The 22,518-nt window shown below is 66.4% G+C and carries 21 protein-coding genes; 19 read left to right on the top strand and 2 right to left on the bottom strand.

The genetic code is table 11. From position 1 onward, the window contains the following. The first annotated feature begins 24 nt into the window (after positions 1 to 24). Together HDA44_RS20910 and HDA44_RS20915 are read left to right on the top strand one after the other, a co-directional pair. The gene (locus HDA44_RS20910) at positions 25 to 483 is read left to right on the top strand and encodes a nuclear transport factor 2 family protein (RefSeq protein WP_184836932.1); all 459 of its coding nucleotides are present in this window, start codon (positions 25 to 27) and stop codon (positions 481 to 483) included. Positions 484 to 540: 57 nt separating this feature from the next. Then, positions 541 to 1,722, top strand: a complete 1,182-nt coding sequence (locus HDA44_RS20915) for a lanthionine synthetase LanC family protein (protein ID WP_184836934.1) — start codon at positions 541 to 543, stop codon at positions 1,720 to 1,722. A gap of 211 nt (positions 1,723 to 1,933) precedes the next feature. On the opposite strand, the gene HDA44_RS20920 is transcribed toward HDA44_RS20915, so the two are convergent. After that, a complete protein-coding gene (locus HDA44_RS20920; protein WP_184836936.1) occupies positions 1,934 to 2,677 on the bottom strand; it encodes a nucleotidyltransferase domain-containing protein in 744 nt (247 codons plus the stop codon). Between the two features lie 63 nt (positions 2,678 to 2,740). After that, the gene (locus HDA44_RS20925; RefSeq protein ID WP_184836938.1) at positions 2,741 to 3,163 is read right to left on the bottom strand and encodes a pyridoxamine 5'-phosphate oxidase family protein; all 423 of its coding nucleotides are present in this window, start codon (positions 3,161 to 3,163) and stop codon (positions 2,741 to 2,743) included. A 214-nt stretch (positions 3,164 to 3,377) separates the two neighbouring features. Between HDA44_RS20925 and HDA44_RS20930 the strand changes: the two genes are divergently transcribed. From HDA44_RS20930 to HDA44_RS21010, 17 genes are all read left to right on the top strand, one after another. Beyond that, positions 3,378 to 4,346, top strand: a complete 969-nt coding sequence (locus HDA44_RS20930; protein ID WP_184836940.1) for an ABC transporter substrate-binding protein — start codon at positions 3,378 to 3,380, stop codon at positions 4,344 to 4,346. A gap of 61 nt (positions 4,347 to 4,407) precedes the next feature. After that, positions 4,408 to 5,304 (top strand): amino acid ABC transporter permease, encoded by an 897-nt coding sequence (locus tag HDA44_RS20935; protein ID WP_184836942.1) that lies wholly within the window; start codon positions 4,408 to 4,410, stop codon positions 5,302 to 5,304. Further along, complete coding sequence (locus HDA44_RS20940; RefSeq protein WP_425557123.1) at positions 5,288 to 6,082, top strand: amino acid ABC transporter ATP-binding protein; 795 nt, start codon at positions 5,288 to 5,290, stop codon at positions 6,080 to 6,082. Before HDA44_RS20935 ends, HDA44_RS20940 begins: the two co-directional genes overlap by 17 nt. Next, positions 6,079 to 7,188: a membrane dipeptidase gene (locus HDA44_RS20945; protein WP_184836944.1), complete on the top strand. Its 1,110-nt coding sequence runs from the start codon at positions 6,079 to 6,081 to the stop codon at positions 7,186 to 7,188. Before HDA44_RS20940 ends, HDA44_RS20945 begins: the two co-directional genes overlap by 4 nt. Positions 7,189 to 7,192: 4 nt before the next feature. Continuing rightward, entirely contained in the window at positions 7,193 to 8,269 is a 1,077-nt protein-coding gene (locus HDA44_RS20950; RefSeq protein ID WP_184836946.1) for a dipeptidase, read from the top strand. A gap of 71 nt (positions 8,270 to 8,340) precedes the next feature. After that, complete coding sequence (locus HDA44_RS20955; RefSeq protein WP_420488537.1) at positions 8,341 to 9,138, top strand: electron transfer flavoprotein subunit beta/FixA family protein; 798 nt, start codon at positions 8,341 to 8,343, stop codon at positions 9,136 to 9,138. Further along, positions 9,131 to 10,123: an electron transfer flavoprotein subunit alpha/FixB family protein gene (locus HDA44_RS20960; protein ID WP_184836950.1), complete on the top strand. Its 993-nt coding sequence runs from the start codon at positions 9,131 to 9,133 to the stop codon at positions 10,121 to 10,123. Before HDA44_RS20955 ends, HDA44_RS20960 begins: the two co-directional genes overlap by 8 nt. 91 nt (positions 10,124 to 10,214) lie before the next feature. Further along, positions 10,215 to 10,580 (top strand): cupin domain-containing protein, encoded by a 366-nt coding sequence (locus tag HDA44_RS20965; protein ID WP_184836952.1) that lies wholly within the window; start codon positions 10,215 to 10,217, stop codon positions 10,578 to 10,580. A gap of 254 nt (positions 10,581 to 10,834) precedes the next feature. Beyond that, positions 10,835 to 12,130 (top strand): FAD-dependent oxidoreductase, encoded by a 1,296-nt coding sequence (locus HDA44_RS20970; protein ID WP_202887466.1) that lies wholly within the window; start codon positions 10,835 to 10,837, stop codon positions 12,128 to 12,130. Between the two features lie 51 nt (positions 12,131 to 12,181). Then, positions 12,182 to 13,399: a helix-turn-helix domain-containing protein gene (locus tag HDA44_RS38620; RefSeq protein ID WP_184836956.1), complete on the top strand. Its 1,218-nt coding sequence runs from the start codon at positions 12,182 to 12,184 to the stop codon at positions 13,397 to 13,399. Positions 13,400 to 13,609: 210 nt separating this feature from the next. Beyond that, a complete protein-coding gene (locus HDA44_RS20980; protein ID WP_184836958.1) occupies positions 13,610 to 15,157 on the top strand; it encodes an ABC transporter substrate-binding protein in 1,548 nt (515 codons plus the stop codon). After that, the gene (locus HDA44_RS20985) at positions 15,154 to 16,044 is read left to right on the top strand and encodes an ABC transporter permease (protein ID WP_184836960.1); all 891 of its coding nucleotides are present in this window, start codon (positions 15,154 to 15,156) and stop codon (positions 16,042 to 16,044) included. Before HDA44_RS20980 ends, HDA44_RS20985 begins: the two co-directional genes overlap by 4 nt. After that, positions 16,041 to 17,069: an ABC transporter permease gene (locus tag HDA44_RS20990; protein WP_184836962.1), complete on the top strand. Its 1,029-nt coding sequence runs from the start codon at positions 16,041 to 16,043 to the stop codon at positions 17,067 to 17,069. Before HDA44_RS20985 ends, HDA44_RS20990 begins: the two co-directional genes overlap by 4 nt. Further along, the gene (locus HDA44_RS20995; protein ID WP_184836964.1) at positions 17,069 to 17,935 is read left to right on the top strand and encodes an ABC transporter ATP-binding protein; all 867 of its coding nucleotides are present in this window, start codon (positions 17,069 to 17,071) and stop codon (positions 17,933 to 17,935) included. The genes HDA44_RS20990 and HDA44_RS20995 overlap by 1 nt, the downstream gene beginning before the upstream one ends. After that, the gene (locus tag HDA44_RS21000) at positions 17,925 to 18,740 is read left to right on the top strand and encodes an ATP-binding cassette domain-containing protein (RefSeq protein ID WP_184836966.1); all 816 of its coding nucleotides are present in this window, start codon (positions 17,925 to 17,927) and stop codon (positions 18,738 to 18,740) included. Before HDA44_RS20995 ends, HDA44_RS21000 begins: the two co-directional genes overlap by 11 nt. Beyond that, positions 18,737 to 20,803, top strand: coding sequence for a hydantoinase/oxoprolinase family protein (locus HDA44_RS21005; protein ID WP_184836968.1), 2,067 nt, complete (start codon positions 18,737 to 18,739; stop codon positions 20,801 to 20,803). The genes HDA44_RS21000 and HDA44_RS21005 overlap by 4 nt, the downstream gene beginning before the upstream one ends. Beyond that, entirely contained in the window at positions 20,800 to 22,458 is a 1,659-nt protein-coding gene (locus HDA44_RS21010) for a hydantoinase B/oxoprolinase family protein (protein WP_184836970.1), read from the top strand. The genes HDA44_RS21005 and HDA44_RS21010 overlap by 4 nt, the downstream gene beginning before the upstream one ends. Positions 22,459 to 22,518 lie beyond the last annotated feature (60 nt).

A 22,518-nucleotide genomic window follows, 5' to 3' on the forward strand; every position in this document is an offset into this window, starting at 1 on the left:
TACACCTGGCTTACCGTTCGAGTCATGACCGACCCTTCGACGCGCGCTGACCGCGACCACCCCCAGGCCAGTACCCGCGCCACCGTCACCGAGTTCCTCAGCCGGGTGGCCGAAGGAGATCCCGACCGGATCGCCGAACTGTTCGCCGATCGCGTGGACTGGCAGCTCAACTGGCCGGACGAAGGCGACCCCTCGGTGCCCTGGATCCGGCCCCGCTCGACCCGCGCCGATGTTGCCGAACACTTCCGCGAGTTGAACGCGGCCCATGTCCGCGAGAACAGGGGCGGCATGCAGCCGCAGATCCTGATCGACGGCCAGAACGCCGTCGTCCTCGGCGACATCCGCCAAACCGCCCGATCCACAGGCCGCTCGTACCGTGCCCTCATTGCCCTGCATCTCACCATCGCCAACAACCAGATCACCCGCTACCACGTCTACGAGGACAGCCTCACCGTCGCCCAAGCCCTCACCCCAAGCCGATGACCACAGCCGCGGTCGGCGCCTCGGTGGCAGCGACGCGTACGCACGTATCCTGCCGCCATGGAGACATCCGACCGCGCGGCACGGACCGAGACCGCGACGCGGCTTGCGCGCGGGGCGGCCGACTGGTTGCTCGGCAACTTGGGCGACCGCGAGGATCCGTCGCTCTACCACGGGCAGGCCGGCATTCTGCTTGCCTTGCACGAAGCCGCGCGGCACTTCGACGACGATCGCTATGACCAGGCGGTTGCAGCCGGCGTGGCCGCGCTGGCCACGAGCGTCGACAGTCTCGACGACTCTTCGTTGTACTTCGGCTTGGCCCGCGTCGCGGCCGCCCTGGCCGCACTTGGGAAGCCCGATGCGGCGAACCGAGCGCTGACCCGGGTCCGGGATCGCTTCGACGGCCAACGCTGGAGTCCGATGTTCGAACTCCTGGCCGGCAACGCGGGCATCGGCCTCGGCGCACTGTCTGCGGGTGACCTGGATCTGGCCGTGACCGCGGTGACGCCCTACCTCACGACGGCGGACCAGACACCAGGCGGTGTGAACTGGCCGGTCCGCCCATCGCCGCCCCGGTCCCATCACATCGCGCACGGCACGCTGGGCATCGCGTACGCGCTGGCCGCCGTCGGTCGGGCCGCCGACCGCAAGGACCTGATCGACCTAGCTCTCGCCGGAGCGGCGGACGTCGTGAGCCGCAACGAAGCCGGTCCGGCCGGGTTCCTCGTACCGCACTCCGACCCGCCGCACCGACCCGAGCTGATCGAGCGCTACAGCCTCGGTTGGTGCAACGGCCCGGCCGGCGACGCGCAAGTCTTCCGCCTGCTCGCTCAGGTCACCGGAGATCCGGCCTGGGTACACCTCGGTGACTGCTGCTGGCACACGGTCACCGAGTCCGGGTTGCCGCGCCGGATCCGCCCAGGCTTCTGGGACAACCACGGCCGATGCTGCGGAACCGCGGGCGTACTCGCCCTCGCCTGCGATCGCATCGTCGAACGCGCCGACGACTTCACCTTCGCCGACGTACTCGTCGACGACCTCGCGACGCACGCGATCATCGACGAAACCGGCGTGCGCTGGTCCAACCACGAGCACCGAGCACCCGTACCAGCCCTCGAACCCCGCCCCGGCTGGGCCATGGGCAACGCAGGCATCCTCCGCGAGCTCCTACGCTACGTCCGCCTGAACAACAACACCCCCAGCACGTACGCGATCCCCTGGCCGGACCACCCCGCCACGTGAACGCGATCCCCGTCGCCCCGATCAGCCGATCCGCCGCTCATCCGAGTCAGTACGCGGACTGAACCCGGGGAGTCCCCCGTACGGGTGACTCGGAGCAGGGCAATCTCTGGCTATCGTCACCACTCCTCCCAATGTCCCCGCTGCCGCCGTCTCTCGTACCTCCTCCGGCGGCAGCGGGGTCGGGGTGTCCTGGCCGCCGAGGAGCGCCCTGTCACCGGATGGCCTGCTCAATCGCGGGTCTGAGGAAGGCGAGGGTCAGCTCGGCCCGGTGGGTGAGCCACTGTTCGGTCGCCGGGTCGGGTACGCCGTAGCGACGCTGTCTGATGTCATCCACGACGTCGACGGGTGCGCCCAGTTCGGTGAGTACGTCAAGAGCATCGGCCTTGGTGATCAGCTTTCCGTACTGCAGTGTCGCCGTCGCTCTGGCCAAGGTCAGCAGGCCGAGGTCGACCCAGATGTCGCGCAGCCAGCGCTCCGGGTGGTCGAGGGCCGGCAGCCAGAAGTTTTTCAGGTCCGCGACGACAAAGTCAGCGAGCTGCCCGTCAGTCACCGGTGGAAGCAGGTCCGCGGGCGGCTGACCGTACAAGACAAGTCCGAACTCGTGAAGTTCTCGCCTGGTCACCGGTGTGACCGGCCGATGCATCAACTCCTCGTGTGCCCAGGTCAAGTGCGGGTGTACTGAGTCGTCCAACTCTGCCACCACGGGATAGCTGCAATGCAGCTTCGACGCCAGCGGGGTGACCTCGCCCAAGTCCTGATGCACTTCGCCGAGTCGCTGTTGCTCCGCCACCGTGCAGGGCCGGTCCAGGACAGCGATCAGGTCGAGGTCGCTACGCCCCGGCTGATAGTCGCCACCCGCGAGTGACCCGTGCGCCCAGACCGAGACCAGCGGCACGACCGGCCGTAGTGCGAGGACGAAACGCTCGATGAGTTGCTCAGTGTTCTGATCCGCCATAAGGAAATTCTGAGCCACGCACCGCCCGTTGCCGACCCCGCACCCGCGGGCCGTAGCTTCCGGTCAGTAGATGCGCGCCCGAGTGACTGCTATCCGAATGACCGAGGTGTAGTCGGCGAAGAAGTCGGCGGGGGTCAGCTCGGCCCAAGTCATCGAGTCGAGGTGCTTCGCCAGGTAGGCAGCCGTCTCAGCTTCGGTCAGCTGAGCGGCTCCACCGGGTGGCGCATGCGTCACCTCGGCGCGACCTTCGATCGTGAGTACGCTCCCTTCAGCATCCAGATCCAGATGCAGGGCGACCCGAGGATTCTTGCTCAGATTCCTGATCTTCGGAGTATCCGGCCGGCTGACGATCAAGATCGTCGTCCCGTCCCACACATACCCCACCGGCGACACCTGCGGCTGCCCACCCGGACTGACCGACGCCAGCCACACAATCGACCCGTCCCGCAAACGCCGCTCGGCCCGGTCGGCAGCCTCATCCTTCAAATCAGGAAGCATTCCTCATTCTAGCCAGGGAGATTGCCGTAACGAAGAGGAAGGCGTTCGGCACCGACGGCGATCGAAGCGCTCTGTCTCGGGGCCGTCCGTGGTCACAATGAAGTGAAAACAGCCGTCGTCGTTCTGACGAATGTGCGTGGACCGTGGTGTGGCGCGTTCCTACCATGACTCGCAGGTCAACATCTGGAGTCAGGGAGGCGTCATGGGAGTTGGAGTCCGGCAACAGCGGCGACAGGCGATCAGGCGCTTCCGTTCAACAGGTGTCGTGGGCGTCGGCCTGGTGGTCGTCGCTACGGTACTGGCCGGTTGCGGGGCAGCCGCGGCTGAGAGTGACACGACGAAGATCGAGTCCGTTGGGACGATCACGGTCGATGCCGAGCTGGCCCGGGCGGTTCCGGAGAAGGTGAAGGCTTCCGGGCTGCGGGTCGTGACCTCGGCGCCCTATCCGCCGTGGGAGATGATCAACAACGGCGTGCTCGAGGGGGTTGACATCGACATCGCCCACGCGATCGGGGCGCGCCTCGGTCTCAAGGTAACCGTCGAGTCCGTCGACTTCCAGGGGCTGGTTCCGGCGGTCCAGGCTGGAAAGTACGACGTCGCGATGGCGGGCATGGGCGACAGCAAGGAACGCCAGCGGGTCTTCGATTTCGTCGACTATGCCCAGAGCGGTGGGGTCTACGTCATCCGGAAGGGCAATCCCGAAGGACTGCGGACCTTCACGGACCTGTGTGGAAAGGTGGTCGGCTTCGAGCAGGGGAGCACCCAGAGCCAGGCCATCGAGAATCGGCAGTCCCTGTGCACCGACGCCGGCAAGCCCAAGGTACGGCTGGCGCCCTACCCGAGCTCGTCGATAACGCTTGCCTTGCGGAGCGGCAAGATCTCCGCCTACCCGACGAACCTCTCCAACGCGCTGCCGCTCGTCAAGGCTCAGGGCAACGTGTTCGAGCTGCTGCGTGATCCCGAGGCGCCCAGCGGCTATCCGGAGAAACCCGGCGGCCAGATCCCGTACACCGGGATCGCGGTCTCGAAGGGCGTCGCGCACCTGGCCGACTCGATCTATGCCGCGATGGTGTCGCTCGGCAAGGACGGGACGACCAAGAAGATCTTCGAAAAGTGGGGAATCGGTGACGTAGCGGTGGTCCCACCGCTACGCAATCAGGCGAACTACTGACCGGGCGGGAGAGCGCGAGATGGGCTTCAACCAGCGGAAGCTGTCATCGAGGACGGGTGTGATGAGTTCTGCCCCAGCCACACCGCACGAGAGCGCCGGGCGACCGGAGTCGGGTGCGCCGTTCGCCGGCATGCCGATCCGCCCCGCACCCCGGTACAGCACCACGGCGTTCGCCGCGCTCGCCGCGATTCTCCTCGCCAGTCTGCTCTGGTCACTGGCGACGAACCACAACATGGAGTGGCCGGTTGTCGGTCAGTACCTGTTCTCCGGCCTCACGCTGCGCGGTGTCCTCGTCACGCTCTATCTGACGGTGATCGCCGTTGTGATCGGGTTCGCCGGTGGTGTGGTACTCGCGTCGATGCAGCTTGCCGACAATTGGGTCCTTCGAGCCATCGCCGGGCTGTACACAACGATCTTCCGCGGGGTTCCGCTCCTGGTTCAGATCCTCTTCTGGGGCTATCTGGGAGCGCTGTACCCAACGCTCGCCCTCCGCATCCCGTTCACCGGGATCACCCTCGTCGAGCATGACACCAACTCCGTGATCGGCGCGATGACCGCGGCGATCCTGGCGCTGGGACTCAACGAGATCGCGTACGCCGCCGAGATCATCCGTGGCGGCATCCTGGGCGTGGACACCGGCCAGACGGAAGCGGCCTATTCCTTGGGCATCTCCCCTCGGTCCACCATGAGTCGCATCGTCCTGCCGCAGGCCATGCGCACCGTCATTCCCCCGTTCGGCAACGAGGTGATCACGATGCTCAAAACCACCTCGCTCGTGTCCGTGATTGCCGGAAACGACCTGCTGACGAATCTCCAGACGGTCTACGGGCAGACCTATCAGGTCATCCCGTTGCTTGTCGTGGCCTCTATCTGGTACTGCGCGCTCACCACGATCCTCGGTGTGCCGCAGCGTGCTCTCGAAAGGAGGTACGGCCGTGGCTTTGCCACTGTCCGCTGATCGGATCGGTCCGTTGACCCAGGACGCTGTACGCATCGTGGGTGCGTGCAAGTCCTATGGCAGCTTGAAGGTTCTCAAGGATGTCGACCTCGCCGTACACCCGGGCGAGGTGGTGTGTGTCATCGGCCCCAGTGGCGCCGGGAAGAGCACGCTGCTGCGGTGCGTCAACAGGCTGGAGCGGCTCGATGCCGGGCTCGTACTGATCGACGGCGACCCGATCGGACTGGTAGCCCGAGGCAACCATCTCCGGGAACTGCCGGAGGCCAGGGTCGCCGCCCAGCGTGCTCGCGTCGGCATGGTCTTTCAACGGTTCAACCTGTTTCCCCACATGACCGTGCGAGACAACATCACCCAGGCGCCCGTACTCGTCAACAAGGAGACGAAGACAGCCGCCATCGCCGAGGCCAGACGGCTCTTGGCCCAGGTGGGCCTGGCCGAAAAGGAACTGGCTTACCCGAACGAGTTGTCGGGCGGCCAGCAGCAACGAGTCGCGATCGCTCGCGCTCTGGCCATGCGGCCGAAGATCATGCTGTTCGACGAACCTACCTCCGCGCTCGATCCTGAACTCGTCGGCGAGGTCCTGGCCGTGATGAAGGGCTTGTCCGACACGGGTATGACAATGATCGTGGTGACACACGAGATCGGCTTCGCGCGCGAGGTCGCGGACACGGTGGTGTTCATGGCTGACGGGCAGATCATCGAGGCGGGCCCACCGGAGGCCGTACTCGACGAGCCTCGTCACGAGCGCACCCGCGACTTCCTGGCGCGCGTACTGTGAGCCGCGGAGCCGGCTCCGACCCGGCCGGGCGGCAGGAGACGGGACTCACCGGGTGGCGCGACTTCGACGGTTACGCCCAGATCCACGCCGCTCAGGACCGTGAGCGCAGGATCAGTGCAGCGGCGGCGACGTTGGTGCGTGAGTCCGTGCTGGTGGACATGACCCTGCCCTCGGCCGAGGGCAACATCACCAAACATCAAGTACTGGAGCGGGCCTACGGCGCCGGCTTCGACTTCGTCTCGGTAACCGTGAACGACCTCGATGTGGTCCCCGCGTCACTTGGCGCTCTGCGCACCATCGCGCGAGTCCAGAGGTACGTGTCCGAGCACGAAGACAAGTTCGTGTACGCGCGAACGCTCGGCGATGTGGCCGCGGCACGGCGAGCGGGACGGATGGCGGTAGGCGCGCATTTCCAGGGCACGGATCCGCTCGAGGATGACCTTGATCTGCTGACGACGTACCGAATGCTCGGCGTCAGCCACATGCTCTTGGCATACAACAACGGGAACCGCATCGCGGGCGGTTGCGCTGACGCCGTCGATCCGGGCCTGAGCCCGTTGGGACGGCGCGCGATCATCGAGATGCGGGCAGCAGGCATTCTCTGCGACGGATCGCACACGGGCAGGCGGTCGACCCTCGAGGCGATGGAGCTCTACGACGGACCTTTCATCTTCTCGCACAGCAATTGCGCCGGCCTGGTCGGCCACTACCGCAATCTGACCGATGAGCAGATCCGCGCTTGCGCGGCGACCGGGGGCGTGATCGGGCTCAATGGTTGCGGAGAGTTCCTTGACGACCCGATGGCACGTGCCGAGTCGCTCTTCCGGCACCTCGACTACCTGTGCGAACTGGTCGGCCCCGAGCATGTCGGGCTCGGTCTCGACCGGATCGCGGACGCGGATGCATCGCATGAGGCGGTGCTGCGCAATCGCCTCAGATGGCCGACCGGCGCGGACGAGGAACCGAAGTACTACAACTTCGCGGCGCCCGAGACGGCCGGCGAGCTGGTTGACCTGATGCTCGAGCACGGCTACGACGAGACGGCCGTGCGCGGGATTCTGGGCCAGAACTGGATGCGGGTTCTCGCTGAGGTTTGGAGGGATTGACGAGATGCGGATAAGTCAAGAATCCCGGGCTCTTCACGACTCATCGATTGTGGTTGACGCGCACAACGATCTGCTCCTGCTGTGTTCGAGGCGCCCGGCGGACACCCAGGCCGCGTACTTCGCCGCCACCTGGCTGCCGCAACTGCGCGCCGGCGGGGTCAAGGTGCAGGTCCTGCCGGTCTTCATCGAGGACGACTTCCGGCCGGAAGGGGCACTCCGGCAGACACTGCTGATGATCGAGACGGCTTGGCGGATCGCGAAGGGCTGCGGCGACGCGGTCCAGATCTGCCTCACCGGCGCTGAGGTCGACGCGACCGTGCGGGAGGGGCGGTTGGCGCTCGTTCTCGCGCTCGAGGGTTGTGAGGCCGTCGGGACCGACGTCGGGATCTTCGAAACGCTCTTCCGTCTCGGCGTCCGCGTTGCTTCCTTCACGCACTTCGGTCGCACGATGCTGGCCGACGGATCGGCTGAGGACGACGCGGGCGGGCGGCTTACGCGCGCCGGAGTCGACGCGGTCGCGGCCTGCGAGGAGATCGGGATCATGCTCGACGTTTCGCACCTCGGAGCGTCCAGTACCGACCATCTTCTGGAGCTGGCAACCCGTCCGGTGATCGCCTCGCACTCATCCGCGTTCGCGGTCCGGGCACACCACCGCAATCTCACGGACGAGCGCATCCGCGGGCTCGCCGACGGCGGCGGGGTCGTCGGCATCAACGTACTCGGCGAGTTCATCGATCCTCACGAGCACTCGATTGCTCGCGTCGCCGACCACATCGAGCATGTCGCCGCGCTCGTCGGCGTGGAGCACGTGGGGCTCGGGCCGGACTTCATCAAGGAAGTTCTGGACGGAACTACCCGGCCCGAGGAACTGACGTGGAACGACGACGCCCGGCTCGATTACGTACCCGGTCTCGAAGGACCTGCCGGGTTGCCTCTGATTACGGATGAGCTGGCCCGTCGAGGCTGGCCGGCCGAGGCAGTTGCCCGGGTCCTGGGTGGAAGTTTCCACCAACTGATGCTGAGCCAATTGGGTCTCAGCCGCAGCGAGGCGCTCGAGCTCTCGGAGCGAGCAGAAGCCTGAGGTCTGGGGCTCCCGCAACAAATCAAGGAGGGAGCGCTTTCGAGCGCGCCAGCATGAACATTGTCGTGTGCGTGAAGTATGTACCCGACGCGACCGCCGATCGGCGGTTCGCGCCGAACAACACCGTCGACCGCGAGAGTGTCGACGGTTTGCTGTCCGAGCTCGACGAGTACGCCGTCGAGCAGGCGCTGCGGATCAAGGAGACGTCCGGCAACCCCGAGGATGTGCGGGTCACCGCGCTGTGTGTGGGACCGGAGAAGGGCATCGACGCCGTGCGCAAGGCGCTGCAGATGGGCGCCGACATCGGCGTGCACGTCACAGACGAGGCGGTCGCCGGCTCAGACGCGATCGCGACCTCATTGGTGCTCGCGAAGGCGGTCGAAAAGATCGGTTCGCCGCAGCTGGTCATGTGCGGCATGTCCTCCACCGACGGCGCCATGGGCGTCGTTCCGGCGATGCTGGCAGAGCGGCTTGACCTACCGCAGTTGACCCTCGCCTCGGTGATCGAGGTCCTGGACGACCAGGTTCGGATCCGGCGCGACGGCGACGTCGCGACCGAAGACATCGGTGCGACGATGCCGCTGGTGCTCTCGGTGACCGACCAGTCCGGTGGCGTCCGCTACCCATCGTTCAAGGCGATCATGGCGGCGAAGAAGAAGCCGCTGGAGACCTACTCGCTGTCCGACCTCGGCCTCGACGCCGACGAGGTCGGGCACTCAGCCGCGTGGAGCGAGGTCGTCGGCACGACCGAGCGGCCACCGCGGACCGCCGGGGCGATCGTCAACGACGAGGACGGTTCGGGCGCGATGGCGCTCGTCGGGTTCCTTGCCTCGAACAAGCACATCCGAGGAGCTGTCGAGCATGTCTGAGGTACTGGTTCTGGTCGATCACGTCGACGGCGCGATCCGCAAGCCCACCGCCGAACTGCTCACTGTCGCGAGGCGTCTCGGCGAGCCGTCAGCAGTGTTCATCGGCCGTACGGACCACTCCGCCGGCGCGGTAGCAGCGGTCAGGAAGTACGGCGCCGCGAAGGTCTACCTGGTCGACGACAGCGAGATCAGAGACTACTTGGTGGCCCCGAAGGCCGAGGTGCTGCAGCAACTCGCGGTGAAGGTGTCGCCCGCGGCGATCCTGGTGACCTCGTCCTTCGAGGGCAAGGAGATCGCCGGCCGGCTGGCCGTAAAGCTCGGCTCCGGACTGATCACCGACGCGGTCGACGTACAGGAGGGCCCGGTGACCACTCAGTCGGTGTTCGCCGGCAACTACACCGTACGGGCGAAGGTCACCAAAGGCACTCCGATCATCGCGGTCAAGCCGAACTCCTCCGCACCGGAGGAGTCTGACGGTGCCGGCGCGGTGGAGGAGTTCCGCGCAACGATCTCCGAGTCGGCGAAAAGCGCGCGGATCCTGGCCTCCGAGCCGCGGCAGGCCACCGGCCGCCCCGACCTGGCCGAGGCCGCGATCGTGGTCGCGGGCGGTCGTGGGACCGGCGGCGACTTCACCCCGGTGGAGAAGCTGGCGGACGCCCTGGGCGCGGCCGTCGGTGCTTCCCGCGCGGCGGTCGACTCGGGCTGGATCTCGCACGCCTTCCAGATCGGCCAGACCGGCAAGACGGTCTCGCCGCGGCTGTACATCGCCGGCGGCATCTCCGGAGCGATCCAGCACCGCGCCGGCATGCAGACCTCGAAGGCCATCGTGGCGGTCAACACGGATGCAGACGCCCCGATCTTCGAGTTGGCCGATCTCGGTGTTGTCGGTGACCTCCGCGTCGTGTTCCCCAAGGTCGTCGAGCTACTCGCGGGCACCGCAGGTGGAATCTCCGCGTCTGTCGGAACGAGTCAGCCCGAGGCTTGACGTTTGTGAGCAGACCGGAACGGTACTCGGCTGGGAAACTCGTCCCGTCAGAGATGCAAACACCTGTAATTGCAGGAGTCTGGGGAGCGCGATGACCATCATCTTCCGGGCAGCCGACCTGGATTCGGCCGACGACTACGAGCACGCCCTGTTGGGGCAGCCCTCCGCGCAACCACTCAGTGGTGACATCGAGGTGGGGAGCTACCTCGCCTTCGAATCGACCGACGGCCGCATCGAGTCCGGTTCCTGGGAATCGGCGCCGGGCCGATCGCGGTGGGAGTTCGCTGACCGAGGCGAGTTCATCCAGGTGATCAGCGGCAGGATGACGGTCGAAGAGGACGGCGGCCATCCGGCGACGCTGACGGCCGGCGACAGCGCCATATTCCCCGTCGGCTGGAAGGGAACCTGGACCGTCGAGGAGCACCTCCGCAAGGTCTTCGTTGCCTTCAAGTCCTGATGATCGGCGTGGATCTCTTGGCTGGTAAGGGATCTGGTGACGCGTGACACGGCCGCCCCGTCAAATGTGAAGTCGGACCGGCACCTGTTGCGACATGTGCTTGTCGACTACGCGGCGCACGGCCAAGAGGATTGACCTCAGGCTGAACAGAGACCGGTCGCTCACCGAGTACGACGTCCTGTTCGCCTTCGTGAACTCGGCCGGTGCCACGAGCGCCGAGCCGCAATGGCATGAGAACTTCCCAGGAGGCCGACGTGATTCGTTCGGACAAGCGTGCGCTCGTTGTGGGGGCAGGCGTCATCGGCAGCGCGATCGCGCTGGAGCTGAGCCGCGCCGGGTGGGCGGTCACGGTCATAGACAAGTTCGCCTCCGCCGGCGCGGGCTCGACCAGCGCTTCCTCGGCGATCGTGCGTTACCACTACAACCACCTACCCGAAACCGCGCTCGCGTGGGAAGCGGGCAAGCGGTGGATGGACTGGGGTGGCTATCTGGGATCGGCCGACCCGCGCGGACTCGCCAACTTCATCCGATCGGGTGCGCTTGTCCTGGATGGCGCGCTGATGGATCGCGAGGTATGCCTGGAGAATCTCCGCGCGCTGGAGATCCCGGTCGAGGAACTGACGCCCGAGCGGCTCCGCGAGCTGTTCCCTGCTCTCGACATCTCCGAGCTCGGCCCGCCGGCACGAGTCGAGGATGACGCCTTCTGGCGCGATCCGGCCGGCGAGCTCGGCGCCTACTGGGTGCCCGATGCCGGGCACGTGGACGATCCGCAGCTCGCTGCCCTGAACCTCGCGCATGCCGCGGCGGCGAACGGTGCGGTCTTCCGGTTCAAGGCGACCATGCGGGAACTGGTCGTTCGCGACGGCCGGGTCGGAGGGGTCGTCCTCGAGGACGGTACGACGCTCGAGGCCGACGTTGTCATCAACGCCGCGGGACCGTGGTCACAGCAGGTCAACCGCATCGCCGGCGCGTTGTCCGACTTTGCGGTGTCCACCCGCCCGCTCGAGCAAGAGGTCATCTCGCTACCGCTTCCCGAGGGCTTCGAGCTGGGTGCTTCGGGCACCTGCATCAACGACGCTGATTTCGGTACCTACTTCCGGCCGCACGGTCACACCCTGATCGTCGGCGGCATGGAGCCGGAGTGTGATCCACTGGTGTTCCTCGACAGTCCCGAAGACGCGCGTGCGAGCGTACGTGCGGACACCTGGGAGGTCCAGAGCCTTCGGATCGCCCGCCGGATCCACGGCGCCAAGGTGCCCAGTCGCCCGAGCGGCATCGTGGGCGTGTACGACGTCACCGAGGACTGGATCCCGATCTACGACCGGACTGCGATTCCAGGGTTCTATGTGGCCATCGGAACGAGCGGACACGGGTTCAAGCAGGCCCCGATCGTCGGCGAGATCGTTGCCCGCCTCGTTGATGCCTGTGAGAACGGCCATGACCACGACCGGGATCCGCTGACGCTCAAAGGGTCCTACTCCGGCGCCGAGATCGACCTCGGACACTTCTCCCGCCTTCGCACCGCGGTGCCGCAGTTCGGCATGAGCTGAAGCGGCGAGCCAGCGATCCCGTTCGCGGTGGGGCGCGGTTAAGCTCGTCTCGTGGCTGAAAACCTCCAGAAGCTGGTCGACGGCTTTGCAGCCCGATTCAATCGATCAGTCGCAGTCGACGACGCCGGCATGAACCTGCTCGCGTACAGCGCGCACCAGGGCGACGTCGACGAGGCTCGGATCACGTCCATCATGCAGCGGACTGCCTCGAAGGGGGCGATCGAGTACTCGATCGAGCGCGGCGCGATGGAAGCCACGGACATCTTCCGCGACCCACCCAATCTCGACATCGGCCAGACGATCGCGCGGATCGCCATGCCGATCCGGTACGAGAACCGAGCCGTTGGATTCATCTGGCTGATGGAGTCGGACGGCCCGGTCACGCCGGAGCTGCACGCGGCATTGCGGGAGATGGCAACGGAGGCAGCCTTCCTGCTGCGCCGGGCCAACGCCCTCACGGCCATGCGCCGTGACCGTGAGACGGACTACTGCCTCGGCCTGATGTCCAACGATCTGCGGGTGCGGCGGGAAGTGGTACGCGACGTCGGTGAGGAGCGGGTGCTCGAACCCGCTGATCCGGTCGTTGCCTTCTACCTCTACACGACCGGAGTCACCGTCGGCAGCGACGCGGAACGGCTTGCGATCGCCGTCAGCGTTGATGCCGGCCGAGCCTGCACCGCGGGGCGCAAGGCCATCACCATGACGACCGAGCGGCACGGGCTGCTGCTCGTCAGCTGGCCGGCCGGATCGACCGACGACCTGCTGCGCAAGATCGGTGGCTGCATCCACGAAGCCGCGGTAGGCGTGGGTGGAACGGCAGCGGACTGGTGGGTCGGGGTCGGACGTCCGACGGACCTGGAACACGTCCCCGCGACGCACTCGGGTGCTCGAAGAGCTGCCCACGTCGCCGGCGCGCTTCGTTCGCTGGGCAGCGTCGTCACGGTCGACGAACTCGGTATCTACGGGGTGCTCTCCGAGGTGCCCGAAGACCGGCTGCGCTCCGCGCTGGATCCCAGGTACGTCCAGTTGGCCGATCACAATGGTCACGACAGCGTCCTGATCGACACTCTCGAGATGTATCTCGACAACGCCGGCAGTGTGCAGGCAACGAGCAAGGACCTGCACATCGAGCGAGCGAGCCTCTACTACCGGCTCCGCAGGATTCAGGAGATCGCAGGCATCGACCTGACCGATGGCCGTGACCGGCTGTCAGTGCACTGCTCGCTGAAGGTCGCCCGCCTGATCGGACTGCGTTCAGCCGGCAACTGAGTCCTCGGAAGGCGATTCACCAAATGTAGGACTGGTGGCTTCCGGACCCTCGCCAAATGTGCATCGACCGGCCTGAAGGGGCGCACCTACTCTCGGTTGAGCGCCCACGGTCCCCAGATGTTTCCCGGACCGTCGCAGCTCGATCCTCAGGAGGAGCTCATGGTCAGATACCGCCTGCAACGAGTCGTCGGTGTTGGTGCTCTAGCGTTCATGTCTGTCGTTGCCGCAGTCGGCTGCAGCCAGTCCACGCCCGGGAACGTGGCGAGTCGAGCCGTCCGGGTGGTGAGCAGCCAGATTCCGGTGAGCCTGGACCCCGCGAGGGCGGTGGCCGCCGTCGACTCCACCGCGGGATCCAACTTCTACGTCGCGCTGACCCGATACGGCACAAGATCCGGGCCCGACGGCACCAAGGTCGAGGACCCGACGAAAGTCGAGCCGTACCTGGCCGGCAGTTGGCAGATCTCTCCGGACGGCAAGACGTACGACTTCAAACTGAAGCCGGGGCTCAAGTTCGCTTCAGGCGCACCTGTCGACGCCGCTGCCGTCGTGTATTCGTTCAAGCGGCTGCTCGCCTCGCCGGGAGCCTATTACATCACCGCCGGCATCGATGGGCTCATCAAAGCCGTGACCGCGACCGACGACTACACGGTCCGGTTCGTGTTGTCACAGCCCCAGCCCGCGGTCCTCAAGGCCTGGGGCACCGCTGTCGCCGCGATCGTCGACCCGACCGTTGTCTCCAGCAAGCCGAAGGACTGGCTGAGCAACCACGAGGCCGGCTCCGGACCGTTCCAGCTCAAGTCCTACCAACCGGGGCAGTCCTTGACGATGGTGCGCCGCCCTGGGTTCGAGGAGTGGGCCGGGTGGACCACCGACGCCGAAGAGGTCGACATCTCCTATGTGGGCGACGATTCCTCGCTTTTGCTGAAGGCACGTTCGGCTGCCGATGTGACGGTAGGGCTGAGCAACCAGGCCGCCGACTCGCTCCGTACCGGGTCCAAGGCGATTCGTGTCGTCGGCTTCGATGCTCCGCTGTTCGAGAGCCTGCTGCTGTCATGGAGCCGTCCGCCGTTCAATTCGCTCGCCGTGCGTCGGGCGCTGACCCTTGCCGTTCCGTACGACGACCTGCTGAAGGGCCCGGGGGCGGGGCGGGGGCAGCGCTTCTACGGACCGATCCCGGCCAACATCCCGGGCTACGACCGGGCGTTGGGTGCTCCGGCCGAGACGAACGTTGCCGAGGCGAAACGGATCCTGGAGAAGGCCGGCGTATCGATTCCCGTCAAGGCTACGATCACCGTCGACCAGGGCAGTACGACTGAACAACAGCTGGCGCAGATCATCCAGTCGGAGGCCAAGGAGGCGGGTTTCGACTTCGAGATCCGGGTCCTGACCTCGTCACAGTACTCCGAGGTGATCTACGGCGACGGATTCGAGGCTGTCCTCCGGGTCGATTCACCAGCAGTCGCTGATGCCGGCTTCTTCCTCGGGTACTCGATGGCCTACAAGCAACCCGGTGGGTTCAGCAACCCGGGGCTGATCAACATCCCCAAGGCCGACGAGCTCCTCGCTCAGGCCCGCGCGACTCAGGACAAAGAGAAGCAGAGCAGGCTGTACAGCCGGATCACCGAGCTCTGGAATGCCCAGGCGCCGGCCGTGCCGCTGTTCACCGTCGGTCAGTCGGTCGCGCTGAGCAACTCGCTGAAGTCCTTCAAGTACACGCTCGGCAACACCATGGCAATGTACGAGTGGGGGTTGAAATGATCCTCGGGCGCAGTCCGGGCGAAGCCACCAGGGCGTTTGGCAGTACGCCGCGGATCGGCATCCGGATCGTACGGTGGCGGCCGAGCCTGAGTTATGCGGCCATCGTGATGCTCGTGCTGGTCGGAGCAAGCTTGACCGCCGGCTGGTGGTGGAACGGCTCCGTTTACGGCACTGATCCGAGTGCCGCGCTGCACGCGCCGAGCCTCAGCCACCCGATGGGAACTGACACGCTGGGCCGGGATGTCATGGCACGAGTGTTCGCGGGCGCTCGCGTATCGCTCGGAGCAGGTCTCGTCACTGCCGTGGCCGCAACCGTGGCCGGCAGCCTTCTCGGTGTTCTGGCCGGACTGCGCGGCGGAGCCCTTGATTTCGTGGTGTGCAGGGTCTCGGACGCGCTGATGGCCTTCCCGCCGCTGATCCTCGCCGTCGGTGTCGCGGCCGGCCTCGGAGCGGGCCTGCTGCCGGCGTGTTTCGGGATCGCCTTGGGCTCGATGCCGTACGTCCTGCGGATCTGCCGCGCGGACGCCATCCGGGTCCGGGGCAGCGGCTTCGTGGCCGCCGCCCGCGCGCTCGGGGTGCCACCGCCGCAGATCGTACGCCGGCACGTCCTCCCGCACGTCCTGCCCTCGATCCTGGTCCAAGGAGCGGCCACCTGCTCGTTCGCCGTCATCGCGCTCGCCGGACTGGGCTTCATCGGACTCGGTGCGCAGCTCCCGACTCCTGAGTGGGGAACCATGATCACCGAAGGCTCGGCGCCGCTTGTCGCCGGGCAGTGGTGGATCAGCATCTTCCCCGGTGTACTGCTGCTGATCGCGACCGTCTGTGTCAACGCGATGGCCGACGAGTTCCAGGAACGGCTCGGTGGCACTCGGGAGATGGCGCTATGACGTCGTTCAAGAAGCATGCGCTGCGCGCGTTCGCGCTGTCTGTCTCGTCGATCTTCGGCGCTTCGATCCTGTGTTTCGTGATCACCCGGGTCGTGCCGGGCGATCCCGCCCGCCAGGCGCTCGGCCAGTTCGCATCACCCGAGCAGATCAGCCAGTTCCGCGCCGACAACGGGCTCGACCAGTCTCTGGTGTCTCAGTACTGCACCTTCATGGTTCATTTCGTCCGCGGCGACTGGGGCTTCTCGTACTCCTCGGGGGCTCCAGTACGGGACCTCATCACGACTGCCCTGCCCGCCACGATCGAGCTGGCGCTGTCTGCCTTCGCGTTTGCCGTGCTCGCGGGCCTCGCGCTCGCCCTGCTGTCGACCTACGAGCGTCGCCGCTGGGTCGACCGGATCGTCAACGGGATCGCCTCCTTCGGACTCGGCGCACCTCCGTTCTGGGTTGCTCTCCTGGTGTTGCTGGTGTTTTCCGAGCGGATCCCGATCCTGCCAGGCGTCGAGGGACAGGTCGGCCCGCGGTTCGACATACCCCGGCGGTCCGGCTTCATGACGATCGACACCCTGCTTGCTGCTGATCCGGCGGCGTTCTTGAGTGCGCTCGCGCACCTGGTGCTGCCGACTTTCGCACTCGGCATCGCCATGTTGGGCTATCTCTTACGGGTCATGCGCGTCAGCCTGATCGAGGTCTCGCAGGCGGCGTACATCCTGTCCGCGCAGGCGAAGGGCCTGAGCAGGTGGACGGCGTTCACCCGCCACGCACTCCACAATTCGTTGCTGCCGGTGCTCACGGCGAGCGGGATGGTCCTGGGCCAACTACTGGCGGGATCAGTGCTCGTCGAGGCCGCGTTCCAGTGGCCGGGAGTAGGCAATCTTGTTGTCAGAAGCATCAGCCAGCAGGACTTCCATCTCGTCGACGTGTACGTGCTGATTTCGGCGACCGCGTTCGTGCTCATCAACCTGGTCGTCGACGTACTGCATGCGTGGATCGACCCTCGGATCCTCACTTCGGAGGGAGCACGGTGATGGCGAGTGACAAGGTGCTTGCAGTCTCCGGCCTGGGCATCGCATACGGCCGGGGCCCTGACACCGTCTCCGGCTTCGACCTCGACATCCTGCCAGGAGACCGGGTCGGGATCATCGGCGAGTCCGGAAGCGGGAAGTCCACTGTTGCCCTCGGCATGTTCGGACTGCTTCCACCGCCTGGACGCATCACGAAGGGGACGGTCGAGGTCCATGGTGTCGACGTCGCCACGATGACCCCACGCGGCCGCCGGCAGATCCACGGAAGAACCATCGGGTTGATCTACCAGGACGCCTCGACCTCACTCGACCCGTTGAAACGCGTGGGATCCCAGGTCGCCGAGGCGATCCGCGCGCACCAGGACGTGCGCGGCAAGGCATTGACCCGGATGGTCGCTGCCGCGCTCGAAGGCGTCAATCTCCTGGAACGTCATGCGCGGAGCTATCCGCACGAGCTCTCCGGAGGGATGCGTCAACGTGCGGCGATCGCGATCGCGCTGGTGAACAACCCGGACCTGGTGATCGCCGACGAGCCGACCAGCGCTCTGGACGTCACCACGCAGGCCACCGTCCTGAAACTCCTCGACGAACGGGTAACGACCCAAGGGTGCGCACTCGTGCTTGTGACCCACGACCTGGGGGTCGTCGCTGACCACTGCGACCTCACGATCGTGATGCATCAGGGCCGAGCCGTCGAGCGAGGGGACACCGATGCGGTACTGACGAAGCCTCGGCACCGCTACACCCAATCGCTCGTGGACTGCTATGCCGCGCTCGACGACAACGATCTCGAGCGGCTGCCCACCGACCTACTGGCCACCGCCGAGGACTCGGCGGCGAGCGACAAGGAGGTTGGCCATGCCGGATAGCCGAACCGTACTGCTCGAGGCAAAAGACCTGAGCGTCGCCTTCCGGGCCCGGGGCGGGCAACGCGGAGAGTTCAAGCACGCCTTGAAGAACGTGTCGCTGGAGGTACGTCGAGGCGAGCGGGTGGGCGTGGTCGGGGAGTCGGGAAGTGGCAAGTCGACCCTCGGGACGGTGCTTGCAGGTCTGAGGCGGCCAGACGAAGGCACGGTCCGGTTCGACGGAACCGACCTCGCGACGTTGTCGAGCGGTGCGCTGCGAGCTTTGCGATCCAGATTGCAGATCGTTCTCCAGGACCCGAGTACGTCCTTGAACCCCCGGATGAGCGTGGAGCGGATCATCCGCGAGGGTCTCGACGTCCATACGCGGCTGAGCGAAGCGGACATCGCACAGCGGGTGAACTCGGCGATGTCGAGCATGCGGCTTCCTCGCCTGCTCGCGCCCAAACGGCCGCCCCAGCTCTCTGGCGGTCAACGGCAGCGAGTGGCGGTGGCAAGGTCTCTGGTCCTCCGGCCGGATCTCGTCATCTTGGACGAACCGGTCTCCGCGCTCGACATGTCGGTCCAGGCGCAGCTACTCAACCTGCTCCTGGATGTGCAAGAGGCAGCGGATCTGACGTACGTCTTCATCGTCCACGATCTGCGCGTTGCCCGGTGGTTCTGCGATCGGATCCTCGTCATGCACGAGGGAGAGATCGTCGAAGCGGCGGACAGCGAGACGTTCTTCGAGCGCCCCGAGCACCCTTACAGCATCGGGCTGCTCGCCGCGGTTCTCAACCAACCACCAGCACCCAAGGGCAGGACACAATGACCGCAGCGAAGTCCCCAGGCCTGGTCGGCACCCGAGTCGCCGTGGATGTCGGCGGTACGTTCATCGATCTCATTCAGTACGACCCACTGACCGGGCAGGTGGCGGTCGAGAAGCAGCCGTCGAATCCGGATACGCTCGCGGACGAGGTCCTCGCGGGTCTGCGCCGGCTTCCGGTGTCCACTGCTGACGTCGCGCTCCTGATCCACGGCTCGACGGTCGCGGTCAACACGATCGTGCAGGAGTCCGGCGCCCGGGTAGGCGTCGTCACGACACGCGGGTTCCGCGATGTCACCGAGATCGGCAGCGGCGCGCGGCTCGAGATGCTGAACTGGGTCTACCAGCCGCCGCGCCCCCTGGTGCCCAGGCACTTGCGCCTCGAAGTCGACGAGCGGATGGACGCGGACGGCGTCGAGATCCAGCCACTGTCACAAGACCAGTTGCTCCAAGCCGTCGACCAGTTGGTCGACGAGGGCGTCGAGGCTGTCGCCGTGTGCTTCCTGCACTCGTACCGCAACCCGGTACACGAACAGGAGGCAGCGACGGCGATCTCGGAACGCTACCCCGACCTCCGCGTCACCATCTCTTCGGACATCTCGGGTGAGTGGAACGAGCTCAACCGGTTCTCGACCGCAATCCTCAACGCCTACGTCCAGCCGCGGTTCGGCAGCTACATCACCGAGCTGCTCGGCAAGCTACGAGCAGAGGACTACGAGAACCGCCTGCCTGTCATGCAGTCGAACGGTGGGGTCATCGACGCCGCCCGCGCGGCGGAGCTGCCGATCCGGACAGTTCAGTCGGGCCCTGCCGGCGGGGTGATCGGTGCCGGCCTGATCGCGCGGTCACTCGGCCTCACGGACGTGATCTGCGGAGACGTCGGTGGCACTACGTACGACGTAGCCGTCATCCGGGACGGTGCCGCCGAGGAGCGGTCGATGATGGTCCTGAACGGGCGACCGGTCCTGTCGGCGTCGATCGACATCGAGTCGATCGGGTCCGGCGGCGGGTCGATCGCATGGCTCGATCCCGCGGGAGCCCTTCGGGTCGGCCCGGAGAGCGCCGGCGCCAGACCCGGCCCGGTGAGTTTCGGCCTCGGTGGAACGGTGCCGACCGTGACAGATGCTCAGGTCGTGCTCGGATGGCTCGACCCGGACTCCTACCTCGGCGAGCGGATGCGCCTCGACGCGGAGGGCGCGCGGGCCGCCATCGATCGTGACATCGCCAGTCCGCTGGGCATCACCGTCGAGGACGCCGCTGCCGGGATCCTGACGATGGCAGTGTCGAAGATGGCCGACGCCATCCGCCGCGTGACCATCGAGCGGGGCGTGGACCCGCGCGACTTCACGATGCTCTCCTACGGCGGTGGCGGCGGACTCTTCGCGGCAGCGGTCGCCGAGCAGGCTCAGTGTCCTCGGGTCGTCGTGCCGCTGAACCCCGCGGTCTTCTCCGCCTGGGGTCTGCTCTCCGCCGATTTCCGTGAGGACAAGTCGAAGACGATCGCGGCCGCGCTCGAGGAGGCGGTGGCCGGCGACTTCGTTGCCTCCGTCACCGAACTCGAGGCGGACTGTACGGCCGTACTGACCGCGCTTGGGCTCGCTGACTCCGAGGTGGCGGCGCGGTCAAGGGCCGACCTGCGTTTCGCCGGTCAGGAACACACCGTGACCGTCGAGATCGACCCGGCCTGGACCGAGTCCGACCTGATCCGCGAGCTCAGCGCGCGGTTCAGTGCCCGTCACAAGCTGCTTTACGGGCACGCCGACGACGGTGCGGCCGTGGAGCTCGTGACGCTGCGAACGACAGCGATCGCGCACAACCCCAGGCCCCGACGGTCGTTGGTGCAGCCGCAAGGCGCGATGGCGCCCGTACGGCACCAGAGCGTGGTCTTCGCCAAGGACCGTGGTGCCGAGCAGGTCCCGGTCTACGCCCGGGCTGACCTGAACCCCGCCGAGCCCGTTCCGGGCCCGGCGATCATCACCGAGTGGAACACCACGATCCTGGTACCGCCCACCTGGACCGCGGTCGTCCTCGAACACGGCGAACTGTCGTTGGAGAAGGAGTCAGTGTGAGCATCGACAAGGTGACAGCGGAGGTCATCCGCAACGGACTCGCGGCCGCAGGGGACGCCATGTTCGTCACGATCGAGCAGACCGCTCGCAGCCCCCTGCTGTACGCGTCGCACGACTTCGCCGCCGGGATCGTATCGGCTGCCGGCGAGCTTTGGGGCAGTGCTCCGGGGGTGGGGAACTTCATCAGCGCGCTGTCGGACACCATCAAGAGCGGAATCCGGGAGATCGGCCTTGCGTCGATGGGCGAGGGCGACGTGTTCGTCGTCAACGATCCGTACGAGACCGGGACGCACATCTCGGACACCTCCATCTACGCTCCGGTCTTCTTCCAGGGCGAGCTCGTCGGGTTCTCCATCGTGACCGCGCACTGGTCCGACATCGGCGGCAAGACGCCGTCGGGTTGGTGCGCGGACTCGACGAGCGTGTACCAAGAGGGCCTTTGTTTCAGCCATCAGCGGATCGTCCGGGCCGGCGAACGCGACGCCGACTGGTTGCGGTTCGTCGCGGCCAACGTCCGGTTCCCGGAGACCGTACTCGCGGATCTCGACGCCCAGTTCGCAGCCTGCCACCAGGGCGCCGTCCGCCTACGGGCCTTGTGTGAGCGCTACGGTGCCGACCTGGTCCGGCAGTCCATGGACTATGTGATCGAACGCAGCCGGGAGTCGATCCGCGCCCGGGTGGCGGCGCTTCCCGACGGCATCTACGCGGAGTCGCTGCAACTCGACCATGATGGCGTGGATCCGGACTCGGCGCCGGTCGTGAGCGTTCAGGTCACGATCGCGGGAGACTCGCTGGCGGTGTCGTTCGACGGTTCGTCCCCCGCGACCAAGGGCCCGATCAACAACCCTGGTGCCCAGCACGACACGTTCTGCGCATTGAAAGGATTGCTTGCGCCGGAGGAACTCGACAACGAAGGCTACCGCCAAGCCTTCGACCTCCGGATCGAGCCCGGACTGATCGTCAGTCCGCTGCGTCCGGCCGCGGTGGATTCCTATGGGTACGTCGGCATCGCCGTGATCGAGCTGGTGATCCGTGCGATGGCCGGCGCCCTGCCGGGGAAGACTCCGGCAGCCGGGTTCCAGATCTACAGCGGTCAACTGAGCCGCGCCGACCCGAGCCACGGCTCGACGTTCTCGATGAACGACTTGTGCCCTGGTGGAGCTGGTGCGCGACCGGACGGAGACGGCCCTCAACTCGTTTTCGTCGGGAACGGCGATACGCCGGTGACGCCGGTCGAGGTCATCGAGGCGACGTACCCGGTGAGGTGTCAACGTGCGGAGCTCATGCCCGAGTTGGCCGGGCACGGAAAATGGCGGGGAGGGGCGGGTACGCGTCGTGACTACGTGATCCTGGAAGAAGGGATTTCGCTGGACGTGAGCAACCAGAACGTCGAGCACACGCTCGCCCAAGGCGTACACGGAGGTGGCGACGGCCTGCCGAGCCGCACCGTGATCAACCCGACGACGCCGGACGAAGTCGTCATCCCCGACCGGATCCACATCGAATCCTTGAAAGTCGGCGACGTCATCAGCAGTCAACGCGGCGGAGGCGGCGGCTACGGAGACCCGAAGGACCGCGACCGCGACCGGATTGCCGACGACATCAAGCAGGGGTACCTGACTCCCGAGGTCGCACGAGACGTGTACGGCTACTAGCGCGGGTCGCGGAACTGCCGACTGTTCCGCACAACGTGATGTCCGATTGCCGCCGGCGAG

The organism is Kribbella solani, assembly GCF_014205295.1.
Taxonomy (GTDB): domain Bacteria; phylum Actinomycetota; class Actinomycetes; order Propionibacteriales; family Kribbellaceae; genus Kribbella; species Kribbella solani.